The following is a 20,189-nucleotide window of genomic DNA, read 5'->3' as shown; positions in this document are numbered from 1 at the left end:
ATAACATTAGGAAATTTGTAACGCTTTTGTAACCGAACCATGAAAGGTGCACAACTTTCGCGACCAGGGTCGATTATTCGACGCCACGCACGTCCGGAGTCTGCCATCCAAGGTGCTGCCCGCCATCCACACAAAGCAGTTGTCCGGTCACTCCGGGCGCATCCAGAAAGTACCCCAAGGCCGCAACAATTTCGTCAGCATTTGAGCCGCGGTTCAGAACGGTATTGGCCCGCTGTGCAGTAAAATGCGCTTCGCTTTGACGTTCGCCGATCAATGTGGGGCCTGGCCCAATCGCATTGACCCGAAGGTGCGGTGCCAATCCCTGCGCCGCTGTTTGCGTCAGCGCCCACAATCCCATCTTGGCGATGGTATAGGTTGAGAACTCGGGTGTAAGTTTGCGAACACGCTGGTCCAACATGTTAATCACCACCCCAACTGATCGCGGTTCGTTGTTCTCGTCTTGTGTGGCGGTCAGCCCCTGCGCGGCCATATTCTGGATCAGCACAAAAGGAGCCCGCAGATTGCTTTCGATGTGACGGTCCCAACTGGTTCGCGTCGCGGTCTCGACGCGATCATATTCAAAGATCGATGCATTGTTGATCAAACAGGTGATTGGGCCACCCAGCGCCTGCGCAGCGGCCGGCAACAATGCCTGTGTTTCCTCTTCGACCAGCAAATCCGCCTGAAGCGCGACGGCGTTGCGCCCAAGGGCCTGAATGTCGCTTACGGTTTGGTCTGCCGCATCTGCGGAACTCGCATAGTGCACGGCCACATCATAGCCGCGCTGCGCAAGATAGAGCGCCATTGCGCGTCCCAGTCGTTTGCCAGCACCTGTCACCAAAGCCCGCATTACCAATGCCCCCTAGAAGATGAATACACCAACTACATAGAGCACATAGAGCAAGGTCAAGGCTGCGCCCCAAACCCGGTTGATATCCTGCTTGAAAAAGACAAACGGAACCAGAAGCAAAGACGCCCCCAACATGACCCAGAGGTCCATTGTAAGGAACTCGGTCGCGACGGGGATCGGGTGCAAAATCGACGTCACACCAATGATGGCCAACAAGTTGAACATGTTCGACCCGATAACGTTGCCAAGTGCCACATCAGCCTGACGGCGCAGGGCCGCCATTGTGGTTGTCGCAAGTTCCGGCAAAGACGTACCCAAAGCCACAAGTGTCAAACCAATCGCGGTTTCACTGACCCCGAAATCACGCGCGATCACTTCTGCCGCGTCGATCAGAAGATCGGCACCAAGTGGCAAACCAATCAGACCCAGCACAAGAAAAACACAAATCTTCCACCACGGCATGTCGGGGTCGGCACCTTCCGGTTCTTCCAACTCGGAATCGCGACCTTCCTTGCGGTGGGCGCGCGCATCTCTGACCGCATCGACCAGCATATAGACAAGCATGGACAGTAAAATGACGCCGCTGATCAGATCAAACGTCCCACGGAAGGCCAGCGCAATAAAGGCGAGCGTGGCCACAATCATCTGAACGTAGGATTTTCGGGTTTCGCACCCGCTGGTGTGCAAGACCGCCAGAATGGCCGGGAAGCCCAGTACCAGGAGGATATTGGCCGTATTCGAGCCAATCACGTTCCCCATGGCGATCCCGGGGACACCCTTGAAAACCGCCTGGATCGAAATCAGCAGTTCAGGCGCAGAGGTTCCAAATGCCACAATCGTCAAGCTGACGATCAAGGCGGGAATTCCCAGACGCAGGGCCAGGTTCACAGCACCACGCACAAGCGAGTCACCTGCCAGAAGCAGAATGCCTAACCCCAAACAGGCAAAGGCCCATTCCATCGCTTATCCCTTCTTTTGGCAGGGACAAGGCCCCTTGCCGATCCTGTAACGGCCACACTTGGAACACTTGGCCGCGTCCAAACGCTTTTTCCCCGGATAGGTCAACTTGCCAAACATGGCCAAGACACCCATCGCGACCAAAAACAGTGTGACGATCTTGAATATCACCTAGAGGCCAAACCGCGCGTATTCGGCGCGTTCCTCTATACCCGCAACGGCATCTTGCGCAAAAGTTGCGCCAAATCGTTGCCACATCGGACGACGCATCCCGTATCGTCGGAAGGTCACTTCCTTGCCGAACTTTTCTTTCATGAACGGAACAAGATGCGCGATCCCGTCGATCAGTCCCATCTCTTGTGCGCCTTTGCCGACCCAAACCTCGCCGGTGAACAAATCCGGTAGGTTCTCCAGCTTGTCACCACGGCGTGTTTTGACGTGGTTGATAAAGTTGGCATGGATTTGTTCCAGCATCCCTTTCAGACGTTTTACGTCAGCAGGATTTTCCGGCTGAAACGGGTCCAGCATGGATTTTGATTTTCCGGCGGTATGAACACGGCGCTCCAGCCCCTGCCTCGACAGGAAAACATGCGCCCCGAAACCGGCCGAAATGACGCCGATTGATCCGACAACCGAACTTTCATCGGCATAAATCTCGTCAGCTGCTGCCGCGAGCCAATACCCACCAGACGCCGCAACATCTTCGACAAAGGCGAAAACCGGTACTTCTTTTTCTTCGGCCAGCCGTCGAATACGTGCACCGATCAACGAAGATTGTACCGGGCTTCCGCCTGGTGAACTGATTTCCAAAGCGATCGCGGCAGGTTTGCCCTTTTTGAAAGCTTTTTCCAAAAGAGGCGCGAGCGCGCGGTCATTCAATGCCCCGCGATTGCCTGCACCGATCATGCCCGAAAGACGGACAACAGCAACCATTGGCGGGGTCTTGGTAAAAGGTATCCAGCGTTTCATGAATTTGGATTTAGAACCGCGCCGCCGGACAAACAAGGTTTGCGATATTTAAGCACGTAGGCGTGGCAGAAATGCCCGACTTTTTTCGCGTCAGTTTCGAATGCGCCAACCGGTCCGGAAAATCCACCAAATCGCCGCCAGACAAAGGCAGGTAAACGTGGCAATCGCCAACAGGCTCAGGCCGATAGGCACGTCCGCCGTTCCAAAGAACGACCACCGAAATCCGGAAATAAGATACACCACCGGATTGAAAAGGGTGATCTTTTGCCAGACGGCAGGCAACATTGAAATCGAATAGAACGATCCGCCCAAAAACACCAACGGGGTCACAACCAGCAAAGGCACCAATTGCAACTGTTCAAAGTTCTGCGCCCAAATCCCGATGATAAATCCAAACAGGGCAAAGCTTAAACATGTCAGCACAAGAAAGCTTATCATCGCAACGGGGTGTTGAATTTCGAGATCGACAAAGAACGATGACGTTCCAAGGATCACCAATCCGATGAAAAGCGCCTTGGTTGCAGCGGCCCCCACAAACCCCAGAACAACCTCGAGGAAATTGATTGGTGCAGATAACAGCTCATAGATCGTGCCAATGAATTTCGGGAAGTAGATCCCGAATGACGCGTTCGAGATTGACTGTGTGATAACAGAAAGCATCACCAAACCGGGCACGATAAAGGCGCCGTAACTTACCCCGTCCACCTGATCGATACGGCTTCCGATGGCGGCACCAAAGACCACAAAGTAAAGCGAGGTCGACAACACAGGTGAGATAAAGCTTTGCGCCAATGTGCGGAAAAACCGCATCATTTCAACCTTGTAGATGGCCCAAATTGCTGCCCAGTTCATGCTGCGCCCTCGCTGACCAGTGATACAAAGATTTCTTCAAGGCTGCTTTCTTCGGTTTTTATGTCCTTCAGAACCAGACCTGCAGCGGCGATGTCGTTTAGCAAGGCCGTGATACCGGTGCGTTCGCCACGTGTGTCATAACTGTACTGAACAGACGCCCCTCCTTCTTGAAGGATGAGCCCATAACTCGCGAGTGTTTCGGGAATGTCCGAAACCGGTTCTTGCAAATCGATCTGCAGGTGCTTTTGCCCAAACCGCTGCATCAACGAGGCTTTTTCCTCGATCAACAACAGCTCTCCCTTGCTGATCACCCCAACGCGGTCGGCGATGGCCTCGGCTTCTTCGATATAGTGTGTGGTTAGAATGATGGTCACGCCCTGCGCCTTGAGGTCTGCCACGATATCCCACATGTCTTTGCGCAACTCGACATCAACGCCAGCCGTGGGTTCGTCGAGAAACAGAACCCGTGGTTCATGTGCCAGTGCTTTTGCGATCAGAACGCGGCGCTTCATCCCACCAGAGAGCTCTCGCGTGCGGCTGTCCTTTTTGTCCCAAAGTGACAAGCGGGTTAAAAGATCTTTTAGAAAGGCGTCATTGCGCGGTTTGCCAAACAGCCCGCGCGAAAACCGAACCGTATCGATCACCTTGGTAAAGGGCTCCAGATTGATTTCCTGCGGGACCAATCCGATCATACGGCGGGCTTGGCGATAATCAGCCACAACATCATGGCCGGCCACGCGCACCGCGCCTGATCCGGGGTTGGTAATGCCACAAATCGTAGAAATGAGCGTCGTCTTGCCTGCGCCGTTGGGGCCAAGCAGCGCCAAAATCTCACCTTCTTCTATCGAAAGTGTCACGCCTTTCAGCGCTTCGAACCCGCCGTCATAAACTTTGCGCAGGTTTTCGATTTCTACGATGGCTGCCATGCTGCCCCTCCTGTTCGATGGACAACATACCATTGCCGCCAAAAGTTCAAACCGCGATTTCAATAGGTCTTGGTGTGCAGTTCTGCAGGGCTCGCCCGATTGCGCGCGCAATGATCGTTGCGCGCGCCAAACCCGATCGCGTTCTGGCGTATTTCGCGCCTGAATTACCCGCCCGTCAAGCGTTTGACCCAGCCTTTTTTCTTGGGTTCGTCACCGTCTTCTGCGGACGCATCGGCGTCGCCTTCTCCCGGACCTTCCAGCGCATTTTGCAAATTCTGAAAGAACTGGTCGGCCATCTTTTTGGCAAAGCCGTCAATCAACCGGCTGCCAAGCTGTGCGAGTTTGCCACCAACCTTGGCGTCGACTTCATATTCGAGCAAAGTGCCGTTTTCGGTTTCCGTCAATTTGACGTCTGCGCCGCCTTTGGCAAAACCGGCAGCGCCTCCCTTGCCTTCTCCGGTCAAGGTCAGGCTCTTATGTTCCACCAGATCGGACAGGGTCACATGTCCCTTGAAGGTCGCTTTAACGGGGCCAACCTTTTGAACAACCGTTGCATCGAATCCATCATCGGCATTACCGGTAAGCTCTTTGGCGCCGGGCACACATTGAATCAGCGTTTCGGCGCTCAAAAGAGCATCCCAAACTTCGGTTACTGTTGCGGCGATCTCGCGCTGGTCACTCATATGCATTTCGGGCGTCCTCCTTCATGTTCAGACAACCCTAGCGGTTGGGCTTGGGAATTTCTATGTTTCTTGTCCAATCAAATGTCCCTTCATCGCGTTCACGCACGGCCTGTTTCCATCCGACGGCTTCAGAGCGCGCTTTGAAGTTCATGCCCTCTGGGGAATGGCGGGTGATTCCGTCGAATACCGTTGCCAACCGCTGGGTTTCATTGAGGCCCATCGCCTCGATGGCCTGATTGACGACCATCTTTTGCATCGCAAGCTGATTCACAGGAACCGATGCCATCCGAGCGGCCAACGCTTCGACCTCATCTTCCAGAGTTTCGGCGGGAACAGCCTTGAGAACGAGGCCCATGTCGGCGGCTTCGCGGCCCGAAATCTTGTCACCTGTCAGCAACATCCGTTTGGCCTTTTCCATGCCCAGCCGGTACACCCACATCTGCGTTGTAGGAGATCCCCAAACCCGCGCAGGCATATAACCAATCTGCGCATCTTCGGCCATAATCGTGAGGTCAGCACAAAGAGCGATGTCTGACCCGCCCGCAACGGCAAACCCGTGGACCTTGCAGATCACAGGCTTCATCGCGCGAAACAACGACATAAAGTCCTGCGTGTTCGCCCACATCATCTGAAAGTCTTTCATCGGATCCCATGGCATGTCCTGCACACCGGGATTCGGGCCGTCCGTTTGGGCAAACGCCATAAGATCATAACCCGCGCAAAAGGCATCGCCTGCGCCGGAAAGAACCATCACGTGAATATCAGGATCTGAATCCGCCTCGGCGACCGCGGCGGCAATCTGCCCCGGCATTTCCATAGAAATGGCATTCATGACGTCAGGGCGGTTCAGAATGATCCGCCCGATACGCCCGTCTTTTTCGTAAGTAACGTGAGACATGGTTTCTCCTCCCTACTGAAAAGTAAGCAGAAAACTGGCTCACAACGCAAAGTTAATCACAAACACTCGTTGAAAACGTGTGGTCACATTTAATTGGCGTTAAATCACTGGCTCTTTACGCGATGGGCCAGCTCTGAACAGGCCGTCATATCGCCGGCACTACAGCTGGTTTGCAAACCGTTGAGTTCGGGTGAGCTGAATTTAGGTGTGCTGCACGCAGTCAAAGCCGCGGCAACAGCCGCAAACAAAACGAAAGATTTCATACCAAGTCCCCTGAAAAAAGCTTTTGCAACATCTTAACAACTTCGGCCCACGATCCAAGTAATTTGGAATTTCTGTCAGAAGAAACAGAACAGTTCATAGGTGCCGAGGAAGTTGTTTCCACCACCGCAACAACCCGCCCCGGACAGTTGTCCATACCTTCACCCCTCCCGCTATTTTGACGGTCTGGAGGCTTTGTCAGAGAAGCCATTGATTCTGTGCGGGCACATTGGTCTTTCTTGAAGGTGCCAGACATTTGGAGTGCCGCGTGCCTTGCGCCTGATTGATGATCAGCGGCAAAAGACCAGCTCGACCTTCATCGCGCTACCAACCCATTTCGGGCAAATACGGGGGCCAGATACCCCTTTTTAGAAATCGAGTCCCAGATCGATCGTCGGGGCCGAATGCGTGAGTGCCCCGGATGAGATATAGTCAACTCCGGTTGCGGCAATTGACGCGATCCGGTCGCGTCGGACATTCCCGCTGGCTTCGGTGATCATACGCCCGTCCACAAGTGAAACCGCTTCGCGCAGGGTGTCATTGTCCATATTGTCCAGCAACACCACGGATGCGCCACCAACCTCGAGAACCTCGGCCAGCTGATCCAGCCGGTCAACTTCGATCTCGACAGCCATCATGTGGCTTGCGTGCGCTTTCGTCGCCTCAAGCACCGCGCGAACACCGCCCGCTGCGGCGATATGATTGTCCTTGATCAAGATCGCATCCGACAACGAATAACGATGATTAAAACCACCACCGTGCAGCACCGCCAGTTTTTCAACCAGCCTCAAACCGGGTGTCGTCTTGCGTGTGCAGGTCACACGGGTGTTGGTGCCCTTGGTTTCGGCGACAAAAGACGCCGTCATTGTTGCAATACCCGTCAAACGCCCTGCGAAATTCAGGGCGACACGCTCCCCTGAAAGGATCGACGCCGCGCGCCCTTTGATTGTCATCAATGACTGTTCCGCCGTGCAGTGCTGCCCGTCGGCGACATGGGTTTCGACTTCCAGACTTGGGTCAACGAGGTGAAAGGCAATCCTTGCCACCTGCATTCCTGAAACCACGGCATCCGCACGCGCATTGATCTTGGCAACATAAGTCACATCATCACCAATCACGGCGCGGGTTGTGACGTCGCCATAGCTGCCCAAATCTTCCATCAGGGCGGCACGGATCATCGGTTCGAGGATCAGGTCCGGTATGCTGGCAAAGCTCATGATGTTTCCTTACAAATTTGGGATCGTATAGCCAATGCATCGTTCAGCGTCAGGCGGGAACGCTCTCCGTCGCCTGGAAACGCTTCTGGATAGTCCGAGCGTTCGTGCGCTCCTCGGCTTTCTTTTCGGGTCAGGGCGGCAGCCGCGATCAAAGTCGCCGTTGCTGTCATATTCAGGAACGACATGCTTGATCCATAGTCCGCTTCAAGCGCCGCAATCTTGCGCAGGGCGGTCTTCAAACCGGATGCGTCGCGTACCACGCCAACGTGTGACGTCATTGTTTCGCGCAAAGTCCTGACAGCCATCGGATCAGGAGGGTTGCCCCCCGCCTCGAAGGCGAGGTTGATCAAAGGGGCCGCGCCTTCCGGAACCACTTCAGCGATTTCTTCTGCACAGATACGGGCAAACACCAACGCCTCGAGCAGGCCGTTGGACGCCAACCTGTTTGCCCCGTGCAAACCGGTGGACGAGGCCTCACCGCAGACCCAGAGATTGCCAAGCGAAGCACGCCCGTGCTCGTCCGTTGCAATCCCGCCCATATGGTAGTGGGCAGCGGCAGCAACGGGAATCGGCTCAACCGCGGGATCAATACCGTTGCGCGCACAGGCTTCGGCAACCGAAGGGAATTGTGTCTTGATCGCCTCTCCCAGCACGTCTCTTGTATCCAGCATCGGACGACGGCCCGCCTGGGACTGGGCAAAAATGGCCCGTGCCACCACATCTCGCGGGGCAAGCTCTGCGTCGGGATGCACGGCCTGCATAAAGCGTTCCCCAAGATCATTGATCAGGATCGCGCCCTCCCCCCGCAGGGCCTCTGTCGCCAATGGTGCGGGGTCTTCACCGACATCCATCGCCGTGGGGTGAAATTGCACGAATTCGGGATCGGCAATCATCGCCCCGGCACGTGCGGCCATTCCAATCACCTGCCCGCGGATGCGTGGTGGGTTTGTGGTCAATGCATAAAGCCCGCCTGACCCGCCGCCCGCCAACAAAACGGCGGCACCACGCAACATGACCGGCAAGGATCGCAAATCATCCGCGGCTTGAACCGCGATACCTGTGACACGGCCCTCTGTGACCTCAAGTTCGGTTGCCATCGTGCCTTCCAGCACCTGTATTGACGGGGTCTGGCGCACCTTGTCGATCAGGGCGGCCATGATCTCGGCGCCGGCCTGATCGCCTTTGACACGCACCACTCGGGCAAAACTGTGGGCTGCTTCACGCGACATGACGTATCCGCCGTCTTTGGTGCGATCAAAAGGCGTGCCCAACTCGGTAAGGTCAAGGATATGGGCGCGCGCCTCTTGCGTGACCAAATCTGCAATCCCATGGTCAACCGTGCCGTCTCCGGCCTTGACCGTATCGGCGGCATGGCTTTGCGCACTGTCCGCAGCATCCATCGCGGCCGCGACGCCACCTTGGGCCCAAGCGGAACTTGCCCCCTCGCCCAGAGTTTCCGGCGAAATCATAACCACAGGACGCGGTGCCAGTTTCAGCGCCGCATAAAGCGCGCCCAAACCCGCACCGACAATCACGATGCGGTCGGTTTCCACGGTTTGCATGTCCGTTACAGACCCAATTTGCGCGACAAATCAATCATCGCCTGCACGGACAAACGCGCTTTTTCAGCGACGTCTGGATCAACAAAAACCTCGTTTTCGCCGGTGTGCAGAACCCACAAGATTTTCTCGAGAGAGATTTTTTTCATATAGGGACACATGTTGCAGGGGCCGACAAAATCGACTTCTGGCAACTCGTCCGCAATGTTCGAGGCCATTGAGCACTCAGTGATCAGCATCGCCCTTTCGGGCTTCTCGTCTGTCACGTATTTGAGGATCCCGCTGGTCGACCCCGAGAAATCCGCCTCTGCGACCACATCTGGCGGGCACTCGGGGTGCGCGATCAACCGCGTACCTGGATTCCATTCGCGGAAGTCGCGCAAATCCTGTGCGGTGTATTGTTCATGCACGATGCAAGATCCGGGCCAGTAGACGACGTTCTTGTGGCTTTGGTTTGCGATGTTTTGCGCCAGATACTGGTCCGGCGTCATGATGACGGTATCGCTTTCCATCGCATTCACAATCTGCAGCGCATTTGACGATGTACAGCAAATATCAGACGCCGCTTTGACCGCGGCAGTTGTGTTCACATAGGTGACCACCGGTGCACCGGGATATTTGGCACGCATCTCGTCGATGCCCTCGGCGGTGATGCTTTCTGCCAAAGAACAACCCGCATCCATATCCGGCATCAAGACAGTCTTTTGCGGGCTCAGGATTTTCGACGTTTCCGCCATAAAGTGGACGCCGGCCTGCACGATCACATCCGCTTCGACGTCACTGGCTTTCATCGCAAGTTGCAGGCTGTCGCCGACAAAATCCGACACGCCGTGGAAAATCTCGGGCGTCATATAGTTGTGGCCCAAGATCACTGCATTGCGCTTTTTCTTCAGCTCGGAAATTGCCTTCACATAAGGCGCGTATGTCACCCAATCGGGAGGCGTCACAACACGATCCATGCGCGCATAAACGTCCTTGAGCGTCTCGGCCACCTCGGGTGAAGGGGCAAGATCGTAGTGCTCAGACAGCTCCGAACGCATGTGTGAAAGATTTAGCAAAAGAAAGCCCTCCGAATGTTTCGCGCACCAGATACATGTTTATTGCCATAAATCCAAGGTGAGCGGCACTTTGCCCCTGCTGCGATGCGGCGACGCACCCCAAACCGGTCGTCAATCGTCCGACGGCGTCGGTGACATTCACCAAAGCAACTCGCTTAATCAGGCGCCAAGTTTTCACGCAGAAAGCCATCCATGCACAAAACGCTTGGCCTCTCCACATGCAACATCCAACGCCTTGCCCTGAGCCAGTGAACAAGCAATCGCGGTGGCCAATGTGCAGCCGGTGCCACGTTTGCCTTTCGCAAGGCGCGGGGCGGTGAATGTGTAATGTCGTTGTTGATCAAACAGGTGATCCACGGCGTCTCGGCCTTGCCCATGCCCGCCCTTTATCAACACCGCCCCTGCGCCCCTGTCCAACAAGGCGCGTGCCTGATCCGGAATTCCGGCATCTTCTTTGCCCGTCAGACGTGCGGCTTCGACCAAGTTCGGAGTGATCAAGTCAGCGCGTTCAATCAGCGCTTCCGGCAACCCGCCTGCCAAAAGGCTTTTCCCGGAGGTTGAGGCAAGTACCGGATCAAGCACAACCGGCACCCGACAATCGGCAAGGGCCTCTGCCACGACCTGTGCAATTGCGCTTGTGCCCAACATGCCGATCTTGACGCACGACGGCCCGCCACCCGTGAAGCTGGCAGAAATCTGGGCCTCGATCAGATCAGGTGGCATCAACGCCATGTCGACAACGGCCCTATCCGTCTGGGCCGTCACCGCGGTTACAACCGGTAATACGGACACACCCAACGCATGCGCAGTGGCCGTATCACGGGTCAACCCTGCGCCTCCGCTGCTATCGGTGCCGCCAATTATCATTATCTGCGTCATGTGCAGGCCACCGCTGCCATCACCGCGAGCGATCCAAACCCTCGGCTTTGCAATTGTGATGCAGCCCGCCACGCCCGCATGCCTGAATGGCAACACAAGACGACCCGACGCCCCTTCGTTTCCTGCAGATCATCCAGCATGTCGCTGGTCATGCGAACGGCTGCGGGCACAATAGGGTCTGCTACCTCGGCCACGTCCCGCAATTCAATCACCAGATCATCGGCCTTCAGCATATCTTTCGACAAAAACGGAAACGAGTGAACGGGCTCGGGGCTATTCGCAAAGTCAAAGCCGCCAAACCGAAAACATAGCAGATCAACCGACACGACATTGCCCAAGGGTGATGGGTCACTCGCAAGGATCACGCGCAGCGCCATTTGCGCCTGCATTGCGCCGACCGTGCCGACAACCGGTCCCAAGACACCGGCTGTTGCGCAGGTTGCGCCTGATTGCGGCAGATCGGGAAACACCGCCCTGAGCGAGGGCGCGCCGCCGCAAAAGCCACCGACATACCCAGTCTGCCCAAGCGCACTGGCCGAAATTAGCGGTGTGCGGGCGGCAAGGCAGGCATCGGACAGGCAATAAGACACCGCAAAACTGTCCGCCGCATCGATCACCACATCCGCATCTTTGACAACACGCGGGGCATTTGCGGGGGTCAATGCGCATGTTTGCGCATTGACCACGACTTCGGGGTTCAACGCACGTATGGCTTCGGCAGCGGCCACCGCTTTTGCACGGCCAATATCTGCCATCCGGAACATGGGCTGGCGATGCAAATTGGTTTCTTCCACATGGTCAGGGTCCAGAATGGTCAGATTACCCACACCCGCGCCAGCCAGATATAACAAAACGGGCGAACCCAGCCCCCCTGCGCCGACCACTAAAACACGGGCCCGCGCAAACCGTGCCTGACCCTCGTCCCCCACATCAGGTAACTGTATCTGTCGGACATAGCGGGTCATGTGGCGCACGCCGTGATCCAAAGGCGGGTCCGCGCGACCGGATCGCTTGCCTGCTGGATATCGGTGACAACAGCCGCACTATCTGCCCCCGCCGCAAACACGCCGGGCAACCGTTCGGGCGTCAGGCCGCCAATCGCAACAAGCGGCGTCTGGCCTGCCATCTGTTTCCAACGGGTCACACGGTCGAGACCTTGCGGCCCCCACTTCATCTTTTTCAACAACGTCGGATACACCGGCCCCAAGGCCACATAGGCCGGGTCCTGTGATAACGCGCGGTCCAGTTCGGCGTCATCATGTGTCGACAGACCAAAGCGGACACCAGCACGACGCAACGCCGTAAAATCCGCTTGATCCATATCTTCCTGACCCAAATGGACAAAATCGCATCCCAAATCCAGAGCAACCTGCCAATGGTCATTCACCACCAATTGAGCGCCATACGCGGCACAGATGTCGCGCGCCACGGCAACCTGCCGTCGCACCTCGCCCTCCGTCTGATCCTTGATCCGAAGTTGAACCAGTTTCACGCCTTCAGGGACAAGGCGCTGTAGCTGTTCGACATTGCTGACAATCAGGTAGAATTTTTCCATCAACCCAACTCCGCCAGCCCAAGAACCGGCGTCGAGGGCACTGCCATATCGCGGGGTTCCATCGGGTCCGCGCGCCGCCCAGCGCGGCCCGCGTCCAGTGCCAAAGACATGGCACGGGCCATGCCCACAGGATCACCGGCCTTGGCCACTGCGGTGTTGAGCAACACAGCATCCATGCCCAGTTCCATCGCCTGCACCGCATCCGATGGACGGCCGATACCTGCATCAACAATCAAAAGTGTTTCGGGAAAATGCGCTCGCATCGCGCGCAGCGCATCCGGGGTTCGCAACCCCTGACCGGATCCAATCGGCGCGCCCCATGGCATCAACACTTCGCACCCGGCGGTCAGAAGCTTTTCCCCAACCACCAGATCGTCGGTTGTGTAAGGAAAGACCTGAAACCCGTCCTCGGACAAAACCCGTGCGGCCTCGACCAAGGCAAAGACATCCGGAGCAAGGTTATCCGCATGCCCTATGATCTCGAGTTTGATCCAGCGGGTCCCGAAAATCTCGCGGGCCATGTGCGCGGTTGTGACGGCCTCGGCCACGGAATGGCATCCGGCGGTGTTGGGCAGAATATGTTTACCAGTCGCGCGCAATACATCCCAGAACCCCGCGCCGGAACCATCGGCCGTTTCGCGGCGCAAACTGACGGTGACGATCTCGCACCCGCTTGCCTCGATCGCTTGTGTCAGGATCGCCGGCGACGGATATTGCGCCGTTCCCAACAAGAGCCGCGACGAAATCTCGGTACCATAAAGTTGCATCTCAGCCTCCCTGCATCGGGGCAAGCACTTCAAGCCGGTCACCCTCTGCCAAAATTACATCTGCGCGGGCGTCGCGCGGAATGAACCGGCCATTGATCGCAGTGGCAATCGCGGTGCTGGTAAAGCCCAATTCCGTCAAGGCCTCGCCAAGAGTTTCAGACCGAATGTCACGCGGATTTTGATTGACGATGATCTGCATCATAAGTCTCCGGAATAAGGGTGTTTGCGACTTTGGTGGCCATCGCGGGGGCCAACAGAAATCCATGTCGATACAAGCCGTTCAAATGCAGCGAACCGTTCCTCTCGACCAGTCGCGGAAGGTTGTCAGGAAATGCGGGGCGCAAGCCTGCGCCTGTTTCCAGCACGGCGGCTTCGGCAAAAGCGGGGTGCAGGGTAAACGCGGCATTGAGCATATCTGACAGGGACCGGACCGTTGGCGGTCGGGTCGACGAGCTTTCGATCATTGTCGCACCAATCATATAGACCCTATCGCCCCGAGGAACGAGGTAGAGCGGCATTCGCGGGTGCAAAAGACGGATGGTGCGGGTGATCAAGACATCTGGGCAGGACAATATGGCCATCTCGCCACGCACCGGACGCAGTTCGGGAAGGTCAGCCGCAATCCCAGTACAATCAAGATCGACCTTGGCCGGTGCTTTGGTCCCCAACACGATATCCACCCCTAAACCATGCGCAGCTTTTTCAAGATCCTGTAGGGCCTGTCTCGGGTTCAGGTGCGCTTCTTGATCAAACATCAACCCTTGGGAAAACCTGCCTGCCAAGGCGGGTTCCAACACATCGATCTCTGAGCCATTTACCCTGCGAAATGCGCTAGTACGGCGGGCAAAACGCGTCAATTCTGCACGATCACGCTCGGGGGCAACCACAAGCGTGCCGCGTCGCGAGACGGGGGTGATCCCGCCCCACCAGTCCGCCGCCATTGCCCCTAATGAAATGACGGCCTCTTCTGCGCTTTCTCGTTCACACCAAGGTGCGAGCATCCCACCGGCAAAGCGCGCAACGCTGCTGGCCCCGATCTCGGGACCAGCCTCAAAAAGGCGCACAGCGGCGCCGCGCCTTGCAATCTCGACCGCCGAGGCAAGACCGGCAAGCCCCCCACCTGCAATCGTGATCATGCGTTTTCGTCTTTCACCGGCACATACAAGTCACCGCCTTCGCGGAACTTGGCGGCCATCGCCTCCATGCCCTCTTTCTGCGCGATTGAGCGGATGTCGTGTGAAATCCGCATCGAACAGAATTTTGGTCCACACATGGAACAGAAATGGGCGACCTTATGCGCCTCTTTGGGTAAGGTCTGATCGTGGAAATCACGCGCGGTATCCGGATCAAGGGACAGGTTGAACTGATCCTCCCACCGGAATTCGAACCGGGCGCGGGACAAGGCATCGTCGCGCCGCTGTGCGCCGGGCAACCCCTTGGCCAAATCGGCCGCATGCGCAGCAATTTTATAGGTAATAACACCAGTTTTCACGTCATCACGGTCTGGCAGGCCAAGGTGTTCTTTGGGCGTGACATAGCATAGCATGGCGCAGCCGAACCAACCGATCATCGCGGCACCGATACCGCTGGTGATATGATCATACCCGGGGGCAATATCCGTAGTGAGCGGCCCAAGCGTGTAAAAAGGCGCCTCGTCACAGCAGGCCAGCTGTTTGTCCATGTTTTCCTTGATCTTGTGCATGGCAACATGGCCGGGCCCTTCGATCATCACCTGACAGTCTTTGGCCCATGCGATCTTGGTCAACTCGCCCAGAGTTTCCAGCTCTGCAAACTGGGCCTCGTCGTTTGCATCTGCGATTGATCCGGGGCGCAGCCCGTCCCCCAAGGAAAACGACACATCATACATGCGGCAAATGTCGCATATCTCGTCAAAATGCTCGTAGAGAAAGCTTTCCTTGTGATGATGCAGACACCACTGGGCCATGATCGACCCACCGCGGGAAACGATGCCGGTCACACGGTTCACGGTCATCGGAACCATGTGCAAACGGACGCCCGCATGTATCGTGAAATAGTCGACGCCCTGCTCGGCCTGCTCGATCAACGTGTCCCGAAAAACCTCCCAGGTGAGATTCTCGGCGATCCCATTCACCTTCTCCAGCGCTTGATACAGCGGCACCGTCCCAATCGGGACAGGGCTGTTGCGGATGATCCATTCGCGCGTGTTGTGGATATTGCGACCCGTGGAAAGATCCATGACGGTATCCGCCCCCCAGCGTATCGCCCAGACCATCTTGTCGACCTCTTCCTCCATCGACGAGGTGACGGCAGAGGTCCCCATATTTGCGTTGATCTTCACCAGAAAGTTCCGGCCAATGATCATCGGCTCTGACTCAGGGTGGTTGATGTTGGCAGGAATGATCGCCCTGCCCGTGGCAACCTCGTCGCGGACAAATTCAGGGGTCACATAGTCGGGAATATCCGCGCCCCAATCGTTCCCGTCACGATGGCACGGCGCCAATTCACGAAGCTGGTTTTCACGGATCGCGATGAATTCCATCTCAGGCGTGATGATCCCCGCGCGGGCATAAGCCAGTTGGGTTACGGCACGCCCCTCTTTTGCCCTCAATGCTCTGGGTTTGACGGGAAACTCGGGGGTCAGCCTATCCCCTTCAACAAACCCGTTGTCGGCGGGAATAATCTCGCGCCCCTGGTAGGGTTCAACATCTCCACGCGCTTTGATCCACTCTTGGCGCAGCGGTGCAAGGCCTTGTTTTATGTCGGTCAGGACATTCGGATCGGTATAGGCGCCGGAACTGTCATAGACGGGCAATGGCGCTTCGCCTGCTGTTGGGTGAACCGAAATTTCGCGCATCGGCACGCGCACATCCGCATGCAATGTACCGTTGACGTAAATTTTGCGCGATGCAGGCAGTTCGTCTGTCGTGATTTTAGGGGTGGGGATATTCATAATGGCGCTCCTCAAGCTCGGGTCTCAAAAAAACACCAGATGAACTTGGGAAGGATGCGCAGGCGGTCACCACCTGCTTGTCCAGTTGCAAGAGACAGATCAACCGCCTGCGACAACCTTTTGCTTCCTACGCCAGTGTCAACTGGGTCAGGTTCAAAGGGTCGCGTCACCGGGTTTTCACCCTGTCAGCCTCTCAGTCCCATAGGCGGGACTCCCCTGCGTGACTTTCGTATAGGATGTGAAATTTCCGCTGGCAAGCCGTCATGTGGGTCATCGGCTGATCTCCAACAAAACCGTTTTTGCATTTGCCAATGATTGACTGCCCACCACGAAAACGTCATCGCGGGCATCGGCGGTGACAGTTGTAACGCATGCCCCGCTCCGCTAGGGTTTTGGCGTGAGCATTCTTCGCGGCATACTCGCAATCACCTTGATTGCCATGCTCTTGATCGGGAACCTGATCGAGAGCCAAGTGCATGCCGCGGTTCCGGATTGCGTCGGCGAACACTGCCATGATCAAATGTCAGCCAACGACATGAGTTCAGACCTGATCCTTTCCGAACATGTGCATTCAGGTTCTGACAGCGATCAAACAACGCACGAATGCTGTGACCAGATCTTTTGCCAAACGGCTTCTCTGGCAGAGTGCCCAACACTGGTGCGCCCCCTTGGGCATCAATCTGTCTCTTGGGCGCAGAACGGGCAACTTGCCGCAGTGAACAGGCCTCAAACGCTGGAACGTCCCCCTAATAGCTGAACACGCGCAACGCATTTTGCCCTGACAGGACGGGGCAAAACGCAATGTGCCGCGCCCAGACGGGCGTTTGACGTTTCATTCAGCATGTTAGGAATCTCCCATGAACACAAAGTACCTGATCCTCGGCGCGAGTGCCGTGGCGGCCATCGCCGCATTCACCTTCCTCCGATCGGAATCGCCAACGGATATCTCTCAAACCGACCCGGTTGCCAGCACGGCAATGGCTGCGGTCAGGATGCCCGAAATCAAAGGCAACGCAGCCGTAGGCCAGACCATCTTTGAAAATGTCTGCGCGGCTTGTCATGGTGCGCAAGGCGCCGGAAATTCCGAAGCAGGGCCACCGCTCATTCACAAAATCTATGAACCAAGCCATCATGGAGATGAAAGTTTCCAGCGTGCCGTCGCACACGGCGTTCGTGCCCACCATTGGCGATTTGGTGACATGCCGCCGGTCGACGGCCTCACGCGCGGCGACGTTGTAATGGTGATCGACTACATCCGCGAAATCCAACGCGCCAACGGGATAAACTAAGGAACATGGCCATGAAAAAATTTGTCCTTTTTGCTTTGCTCGCCACCCTGTCCTCGGGGGCGTTTGCCCATTCCCGCATTGATAAGACGACGCCCGAAAATGGCGCCGTGATTGCAGAAGCCCCTGCCGAGATCAGCTTCAGCTTTGCGAATGACATTCGCCTGACGCGGGTGGACATGACCCACGCAGATCACCCGCCGGTTCAACTTGATCTTGGTAGTCAAAAAAGCTTTGGCCGCGCCTTCAAGCTGCCGCTGGAAAGTATGGGGGCGGGCAGCTATCTCATTGAATGGCGCGGCTTGGGAATAGACGGCCACGCGATGCAGGGCGCATTCAAGTTTACGGTGGAATGAACATGCCGGATATCTGGGGACAGGCCGCGATCCTTGCGAAATTTCTGCTGTATATCGGCGCTTTGGGCGCGACCGGGTTAGTGATTGTTCGCATCGTTTTTGCCGGACCCACCGCTTTGGTCGCTGAAAGAATGCGCAAACAGGCGCTTGGCCTAGCGGCGCTGACGCTGGTGGCCGCCGGTCTGGGGTTTATGCTGCGAGGTGCGGCACTGACTGGCGGGGCAGACGGGATGACGGACCCCGAGATGCTCGGCCTGTTGTGGCAGACGCCGGTGGGGGATGTGCTTTTGTATCGGCTGATCGGTGCAATCCTGATGATCGCAGGGCTGCTGATCCCGCACAGCGGCCAATGGATCGCCCTTGTCGGTGGCCTACTGCTGCTTTGGTCTTTTGCGCAAATCGGACATGTTCGAGACATTGCCCAAACGGGTGTGCGCCTTCTTTTGCTGTTGCACCTAGTCGGCGTGGCTTTTTGGATCGGTGTTTTGTCACCTTTGCATCGATTGTCACGAAGGCCGGATCATCTAAGCCATGCCGCCCGTCTTGGGCATCTGTTTGGCCAAGCCGCGACATTCATCGTCCCGTCTTTGATACTGGCCGGGCTCGTGATGGGCTGGATGCTACTTGGCACGCCCACAGCGTTAATCACAACAGGCTACGGCCTCGCTCTGATAACCAAGATTGCCCTCGTTGCAGGCGTCCTTGTTTTGGCCGCTGCAAACAAACTGCGATTCGTACCCGAAATGCAGGCCGGCAACACCAATGCCGCCCGCCATCTCGCGCAGTCCATTGAAATAGAAACCACAGTCATTCTGGCGGTGTTTGCAACAACTGCTACACTCACCAGCGTGCTCACATTACCGAATTGAGGCCTCTCATGAACCGAAGAGACTTTCTCATCACCGCCAGTGCCGCAGCGCTTGCCCCACAGGTTTCCTTTGCCAGAAGCCAATTCGAACTGGTGGCCGAACCCGTCGAGGCACAAATCCTGCCTGCAGAAGAATATGCGGCAACACAGTCTTTTGGCTTTAACGGCGGGTTGCCCGGACCGGAAATCCGCACCCGACAGGGTCACCCCCTCGAAGTGCTGTTACGCAACAAACTGAATGAGGGAACCGCGGTTCACTGGCACGGGATCAGACTGCCAAACGCCATGGACGGTGTGCCGGTCCTGACACAGAAAATTGTCGATCCGGACGCAACCCACACCTATCAATTCTCGCCACCGGATGCAGGCACTTTCTGGTATCATTCGCATTACCTGTCTCACGAACAGGTGGCGCGCGGCCTGATGGGGCCCCTCATCATCGAAGAGGCCACCCCGCCAGACGTCGATCATGACATCACTGCAGTTCTGGCCGATTGGCGACTGGATCAGAACGGACAACTGACCGATGATTTTGCGACAATGCATGACATCGCCCATGGGGGACGCATGGGAAATTTCGCGCGGGCCTTTTTACCTGATGTGCCGCTTAAAACAGGCGAACGCATCCGGCTTCGTCTGATCAACGCGGCAACCGACAGGATCTTTCCGCTGAACCTGTCGGGAATAAAGGGCAAGATCGTCGCCCTGGATGGCATGCCCCTGACAGCGGCGAGGGATTTTGAGACGATTGAGCTGGCCCCTGCGCAACGCGTCGACATTATCGCAGATGTCGAGTCCACGCTGGAGATCGCAATGGCCACACGTGGCGGCAGCTACCCTCTTGGCCAGATTGATCCGGTCGGAAGCACCGAGCCGCGCACGATCCCGATCCCAGTTCTTTCCCCCAACGAGGTGCCGCGCCCCGGGGACGTTGCACAGGAACTCGTGCTGACCATGCAGGGCGGTGCGATGGGCGGCCGGCATGGCGGCGATAATATCTGGGCTTTCAATGATCTTTCCGACATGCAACCCGCCCCCTTCGCCAGCTTCTCACGGGGAGAGACCGCGCGACTCCGGCTTGTGAATGAAACCAGCTTCCCGCATGGCATTCATTTGCACGGGCACCATTTTTATGAGGTGCAAAGCGATGGCACCCTCGGCGACCTGCGCGACACAAGTTTGGTCCCTGCAGGAGAGACGCAGGACATTCTTTGTGTCTTCGATAATCCCGGCAAATGGATGCTTCATTGTCATATGCTGAGCCATCAGGCCGGAGGCATGAAAACGTGGGTAGAGGTTCTATAAAACACTTGCTG

Annotated in this window: 23 protein-coding genes; 5 read left to right on the top strand and 18 right to left on the bottom strand. The window is 56.6% G+C overall.

Annotated features, from left to right (window positions below):
- Positions 1-73 precede the first annotated feature (73 nt).
- The 18 genes from PH7735_RS14105 to thiC all read right to left on the bottom strand — a co-directional run bounded on the left by PH7735_RS14105 (position 74) and on the right by thiC (position 16,363).
- Complete coding sequence (locus tag PH7735_RS14105) at positions 74-850, bottom strand: SDR family oxidoreductase (protein WP_058312038.1); 777 nt, start codon at positions 848-850, stop codon at positions 74-76.
- Positions 851-862: 12 nt separating this feature from the next.
- On the bottom strand, positions 863-1,810 hold the full coding sequence (locus tag PH7735_RS14100; RefSeq protein WP_058312037.1) for a calcium/sodium antiporter: 948 nt from the start codon (positions 1,808-1,810) through the stop codon (positions 863-865).
- Between the two features lie 168 nt (positions 1,811-1,978).
- On the bottom strand, positions 1,979-2,776 hold the full coding sequence (locus tag PH7735_RS14090; protein WP_058312036.1) for a S49 family peptidase: 798 nt from the start codon (positions 2,774-2,776) through the stop codon (positions 1,979-1,981).
- A gap of 90 nt (positions 2,777-2,866) precedes the next feature.
- Positions 2,867-3,628, bottom strand: coding sequence for an ABC transporter permease (locus PH7735_RS14085; RefSeq protein WP_058312035.1), 762 nt, complete (start codon positions 3,626-3,628; stop codon positions 2,867-2,869).
- A complete protein-coding gene (locus PH7735_RS14080; RefSeq protein WP_058312034.1) occupies positions 3,625-4,554 on the bottom strand; it encodes an ABC transporter ATP-binding protein in 930 nt (309 codons plus the stop codon). Before PH7735_RS14080 ends, PH7735_RS14085 begins: the two co-directional genes overlap by 4 nt.
- A gap of 164 nt (positions 4,555-4,718) precedes the next feature.
- Positions 4,719-5,243, bottom strand: a complete 525-nt coding sequence (locus PH7735_RS14075; RefSeq protein ID WP_058312033.1) for an SRPBCC family protein — start codon at positions 5,241-5,243, stop codon at positions 4,719-4,721.
- Between the two features lie 31 nt (positions 5,244-5,274).
- On the bottom strand, positions 5,275-6,135 hold the full coding sequence (locus PH7735_RS14070; RefSeq protein ID WP_058312032.1) for a crotonase/enoyl-CoA hydratase family protein: 861 nt from the start codon (positions 6,133-6,135) through the stop codon (positions 5,275-5,277).
- A gap of 104 nt (positions 6,136-6,239) precedes the next feature.
- Positions 6,240-6,398 carry a hypothetical protein gene (locus tag PH7735_RS20725; RefSeq protein WP_158503237.1) on the bottom strand — a complete coding sequence of 53 codons (159 nt, stop codon included), beginning with the start codon at positions 6,396-6,398 and terminating at the stop codon, positions 6,240-6,242.
- A 366-nt stretch (positions 6,399-6,764) separates the two neighbouring features.
- Positions 6,765-7,613 carry a carboxylating nicotinate-nucleotide diphosphorylase gene (gene nadC / locus PH7735_RS14065; protein WP_058312031.1) on the bottom strand — a complete coding sequence of 283 codons (849 nt, stop codon included), beginning with the start codon at positions 7,611-7,613 and terminating at the stop codon, positions 6,765-6,767.
- Entirely contained in the window at positions 7,610-9,175 is a 1,566-nt protein-coding gene (locus PH7735_RS14060; RefSeq protein WP_058312030.1) for an L-aspartate oxidase, read from the bottom strand. Before PH7735_RS14060 ends, nadC begins: the two co-directional genes overlap by 4 nt.
- 5 nt (positions 9,176-9,180) lie before the next feature.
- Positions 9,181-10,212, bottom strand: coding sequence for a quinolinate synthase NadA (gene nadA, locus PH7735_RS14055; protein WP_370737390.1), 1,032 nt, complete (start codon positions 10,210-10,212; stop codon positions 9,181-9,183).
- 192 nt (positions 10,213-10,404) lie between these two features.
- Complete coding sequence (thiD, locus tag PH7735_RS14050; RefSeq protein WP_058312028.1) at positions 10,405-11,109, bottom strand: bifunctional hydroxymethylpyrimidine kinase/phosphomethylpyrimidine kinase; 705 nt, start codon at positions 11,107-11,109, stop codon at positions 10,405-10,407.
- Positions 11,106-12,074 carry a HesA/MoeB/ThiF family protein gene (locus tag PH7735_RS14045; RefSeq protein WP_058312027.1) on the bottom strand — a complete coding sequence of 323 codons (969 nt, stop codon included), beginning with the start codon at positions 12,072-12,074 and terminating at the stop codon, positions 11,106-11,108. Before PH7735_RS14045 ends, thiD begins: the two co-directional genes overlap by 4 nt.
- Positions 12,071-12,664, bottom strand: a complete 594-nt coding sequence (locus PH7735_RS14040; protein ID WP_058312026.1) for a thiamine phosphate synthase — start codon at positions 12,662-12,664, stop codon at positions 12,071-12,073. Before PH7735_RS14040 ends, PH7735_RS14045 begins: the two co-directional genes overlap by 4 nt.
- Entirely contained in the window at positions 12,664-13,431 is a 768-nt protein-coding gene (locus PH7735_RS14035) for a thiazole synthase (RefSeq protein ID WP_058312025.1), read from the bottom strand. The genes PH7735_RS14040 and PH7735_RS14035 overlap by 1 nt, the downstream gene beginning before the upstream one ends.
- Before the next feature lies 1 nt (position 13,432).
- Complete coding sequence (gene thiS / locus PH7735_RS14030; protein ID WP_058312024.1) at positions 13,433-13,630, bottom strand: sulfur carrier protein ThiS; 198 nt, start codon at positions 13,628-13,630, stop codon at positions 13,433-13,435.
- A complete protein-coding gene (locus PH7735_RS14025) occupies positions 13,599-14,567 on the bottom strand; it encodes an FAD-dependent oxidoreductase (protein ID WP_058312023.1) in 969 nt (322 codons plus the stop codon). Before PH7735_RS14025 ends, thiS begins: the two co-directional genes overlap by 32 nt.
- The gene (gene thiC, locus PH7735_RS14020) at positions 14,564-16,363 is read right to left on the bottom strand and encodes a phosphomethylpyrimidine synthase ThiC (protein WP_058312022.1); all 1,800 of its coding nucleotides are present in this window, start codon (positions 16,361-16,363) and stop codon (positions 14,564-14,566) included. Before thiC ends, PH7735_RS14025 begins: the two co-directional genes overlap by 4 nt.
- Positions 16,364-16,760: 397 nt before the next feature.
- Between thiC and PH7735_RS20555 the strand changes: the two genes are divergently transcribed.
- From PH7735_RS20555 to PH7735_RS14000, 5 genes are all read left to right on the top strand, one after another.
- Positions 16,761-17,120: a hypothetical protein gene (locus PH7735_RS20555; protein ID WP_145865337.1), complete on the top strand. Its 360-nt coding sequence runs from the start codon at positions 16,761-16,763 to the stop codon at positions 17,118-17,120.
- A 100-nt stretch (positions 17,121-17,220) separates the two neighbouring features.
- On the top strand, positions 17,221-17,652 hold the full coding sequence (locus tag PH7735_RS14015; RefSeq protein WP_058312021.1) for a c-type cytochrome: 432 nt from the start codon (positions 17,221-17,223) through the stop codon (positions 17,650-17,652).
- A gap of 11 nt (positions 17,653-17,663) precedes the next feature.
- A complete protein-coding gene (locus PH7735_RS14010; protein WP_058312020.1) occupies positions 17,664-18,005 on the top strand; it encodes a copper resistance CopC family protein in 342 nt (113 codons plus the stop codon).
- Between the two features lie 2 nt (positions 18,006-18,007).
- Positions 18,008-18,874, top strand: coding sequence for a CopD family protein (locus PH7735_RS14005; protein ID WP_058312263.1), 867 nt, complete (start codon positions 18,008-18,010; stop codon positions 18,872-18,874).
- Between the two features lie 8 nt (positions 18,875-18,882).
- Positions 18,883-20,178 (top strand): multicopper oxidase family protein, encoded by a 1,296-nt coding sequence (locus tag PH7735_RS14000; RefSeq protein WP_058312019.1) that lies wholly within the window; start codon positions 18,883-18,885, stop codon positions 20,176-20,178.
- The last annotated feature ends 11 nt before the right edge of the window (positions 20,179-20,189 follow it).

Origin of the sequence: Shimia thalassica (genome assembly GCF_001458215.1) — a bacterium.
GTDB classification, from domain to species: Bacteria; Pseudomonadota; Alphaproteobacteria; order Rhodobacterales; family Rhodobacteraceae; genus Shimia; species Shimia thalassica.
This window is presented reverse-complemented; position numbering and strand designations above follow the sequence as displayed.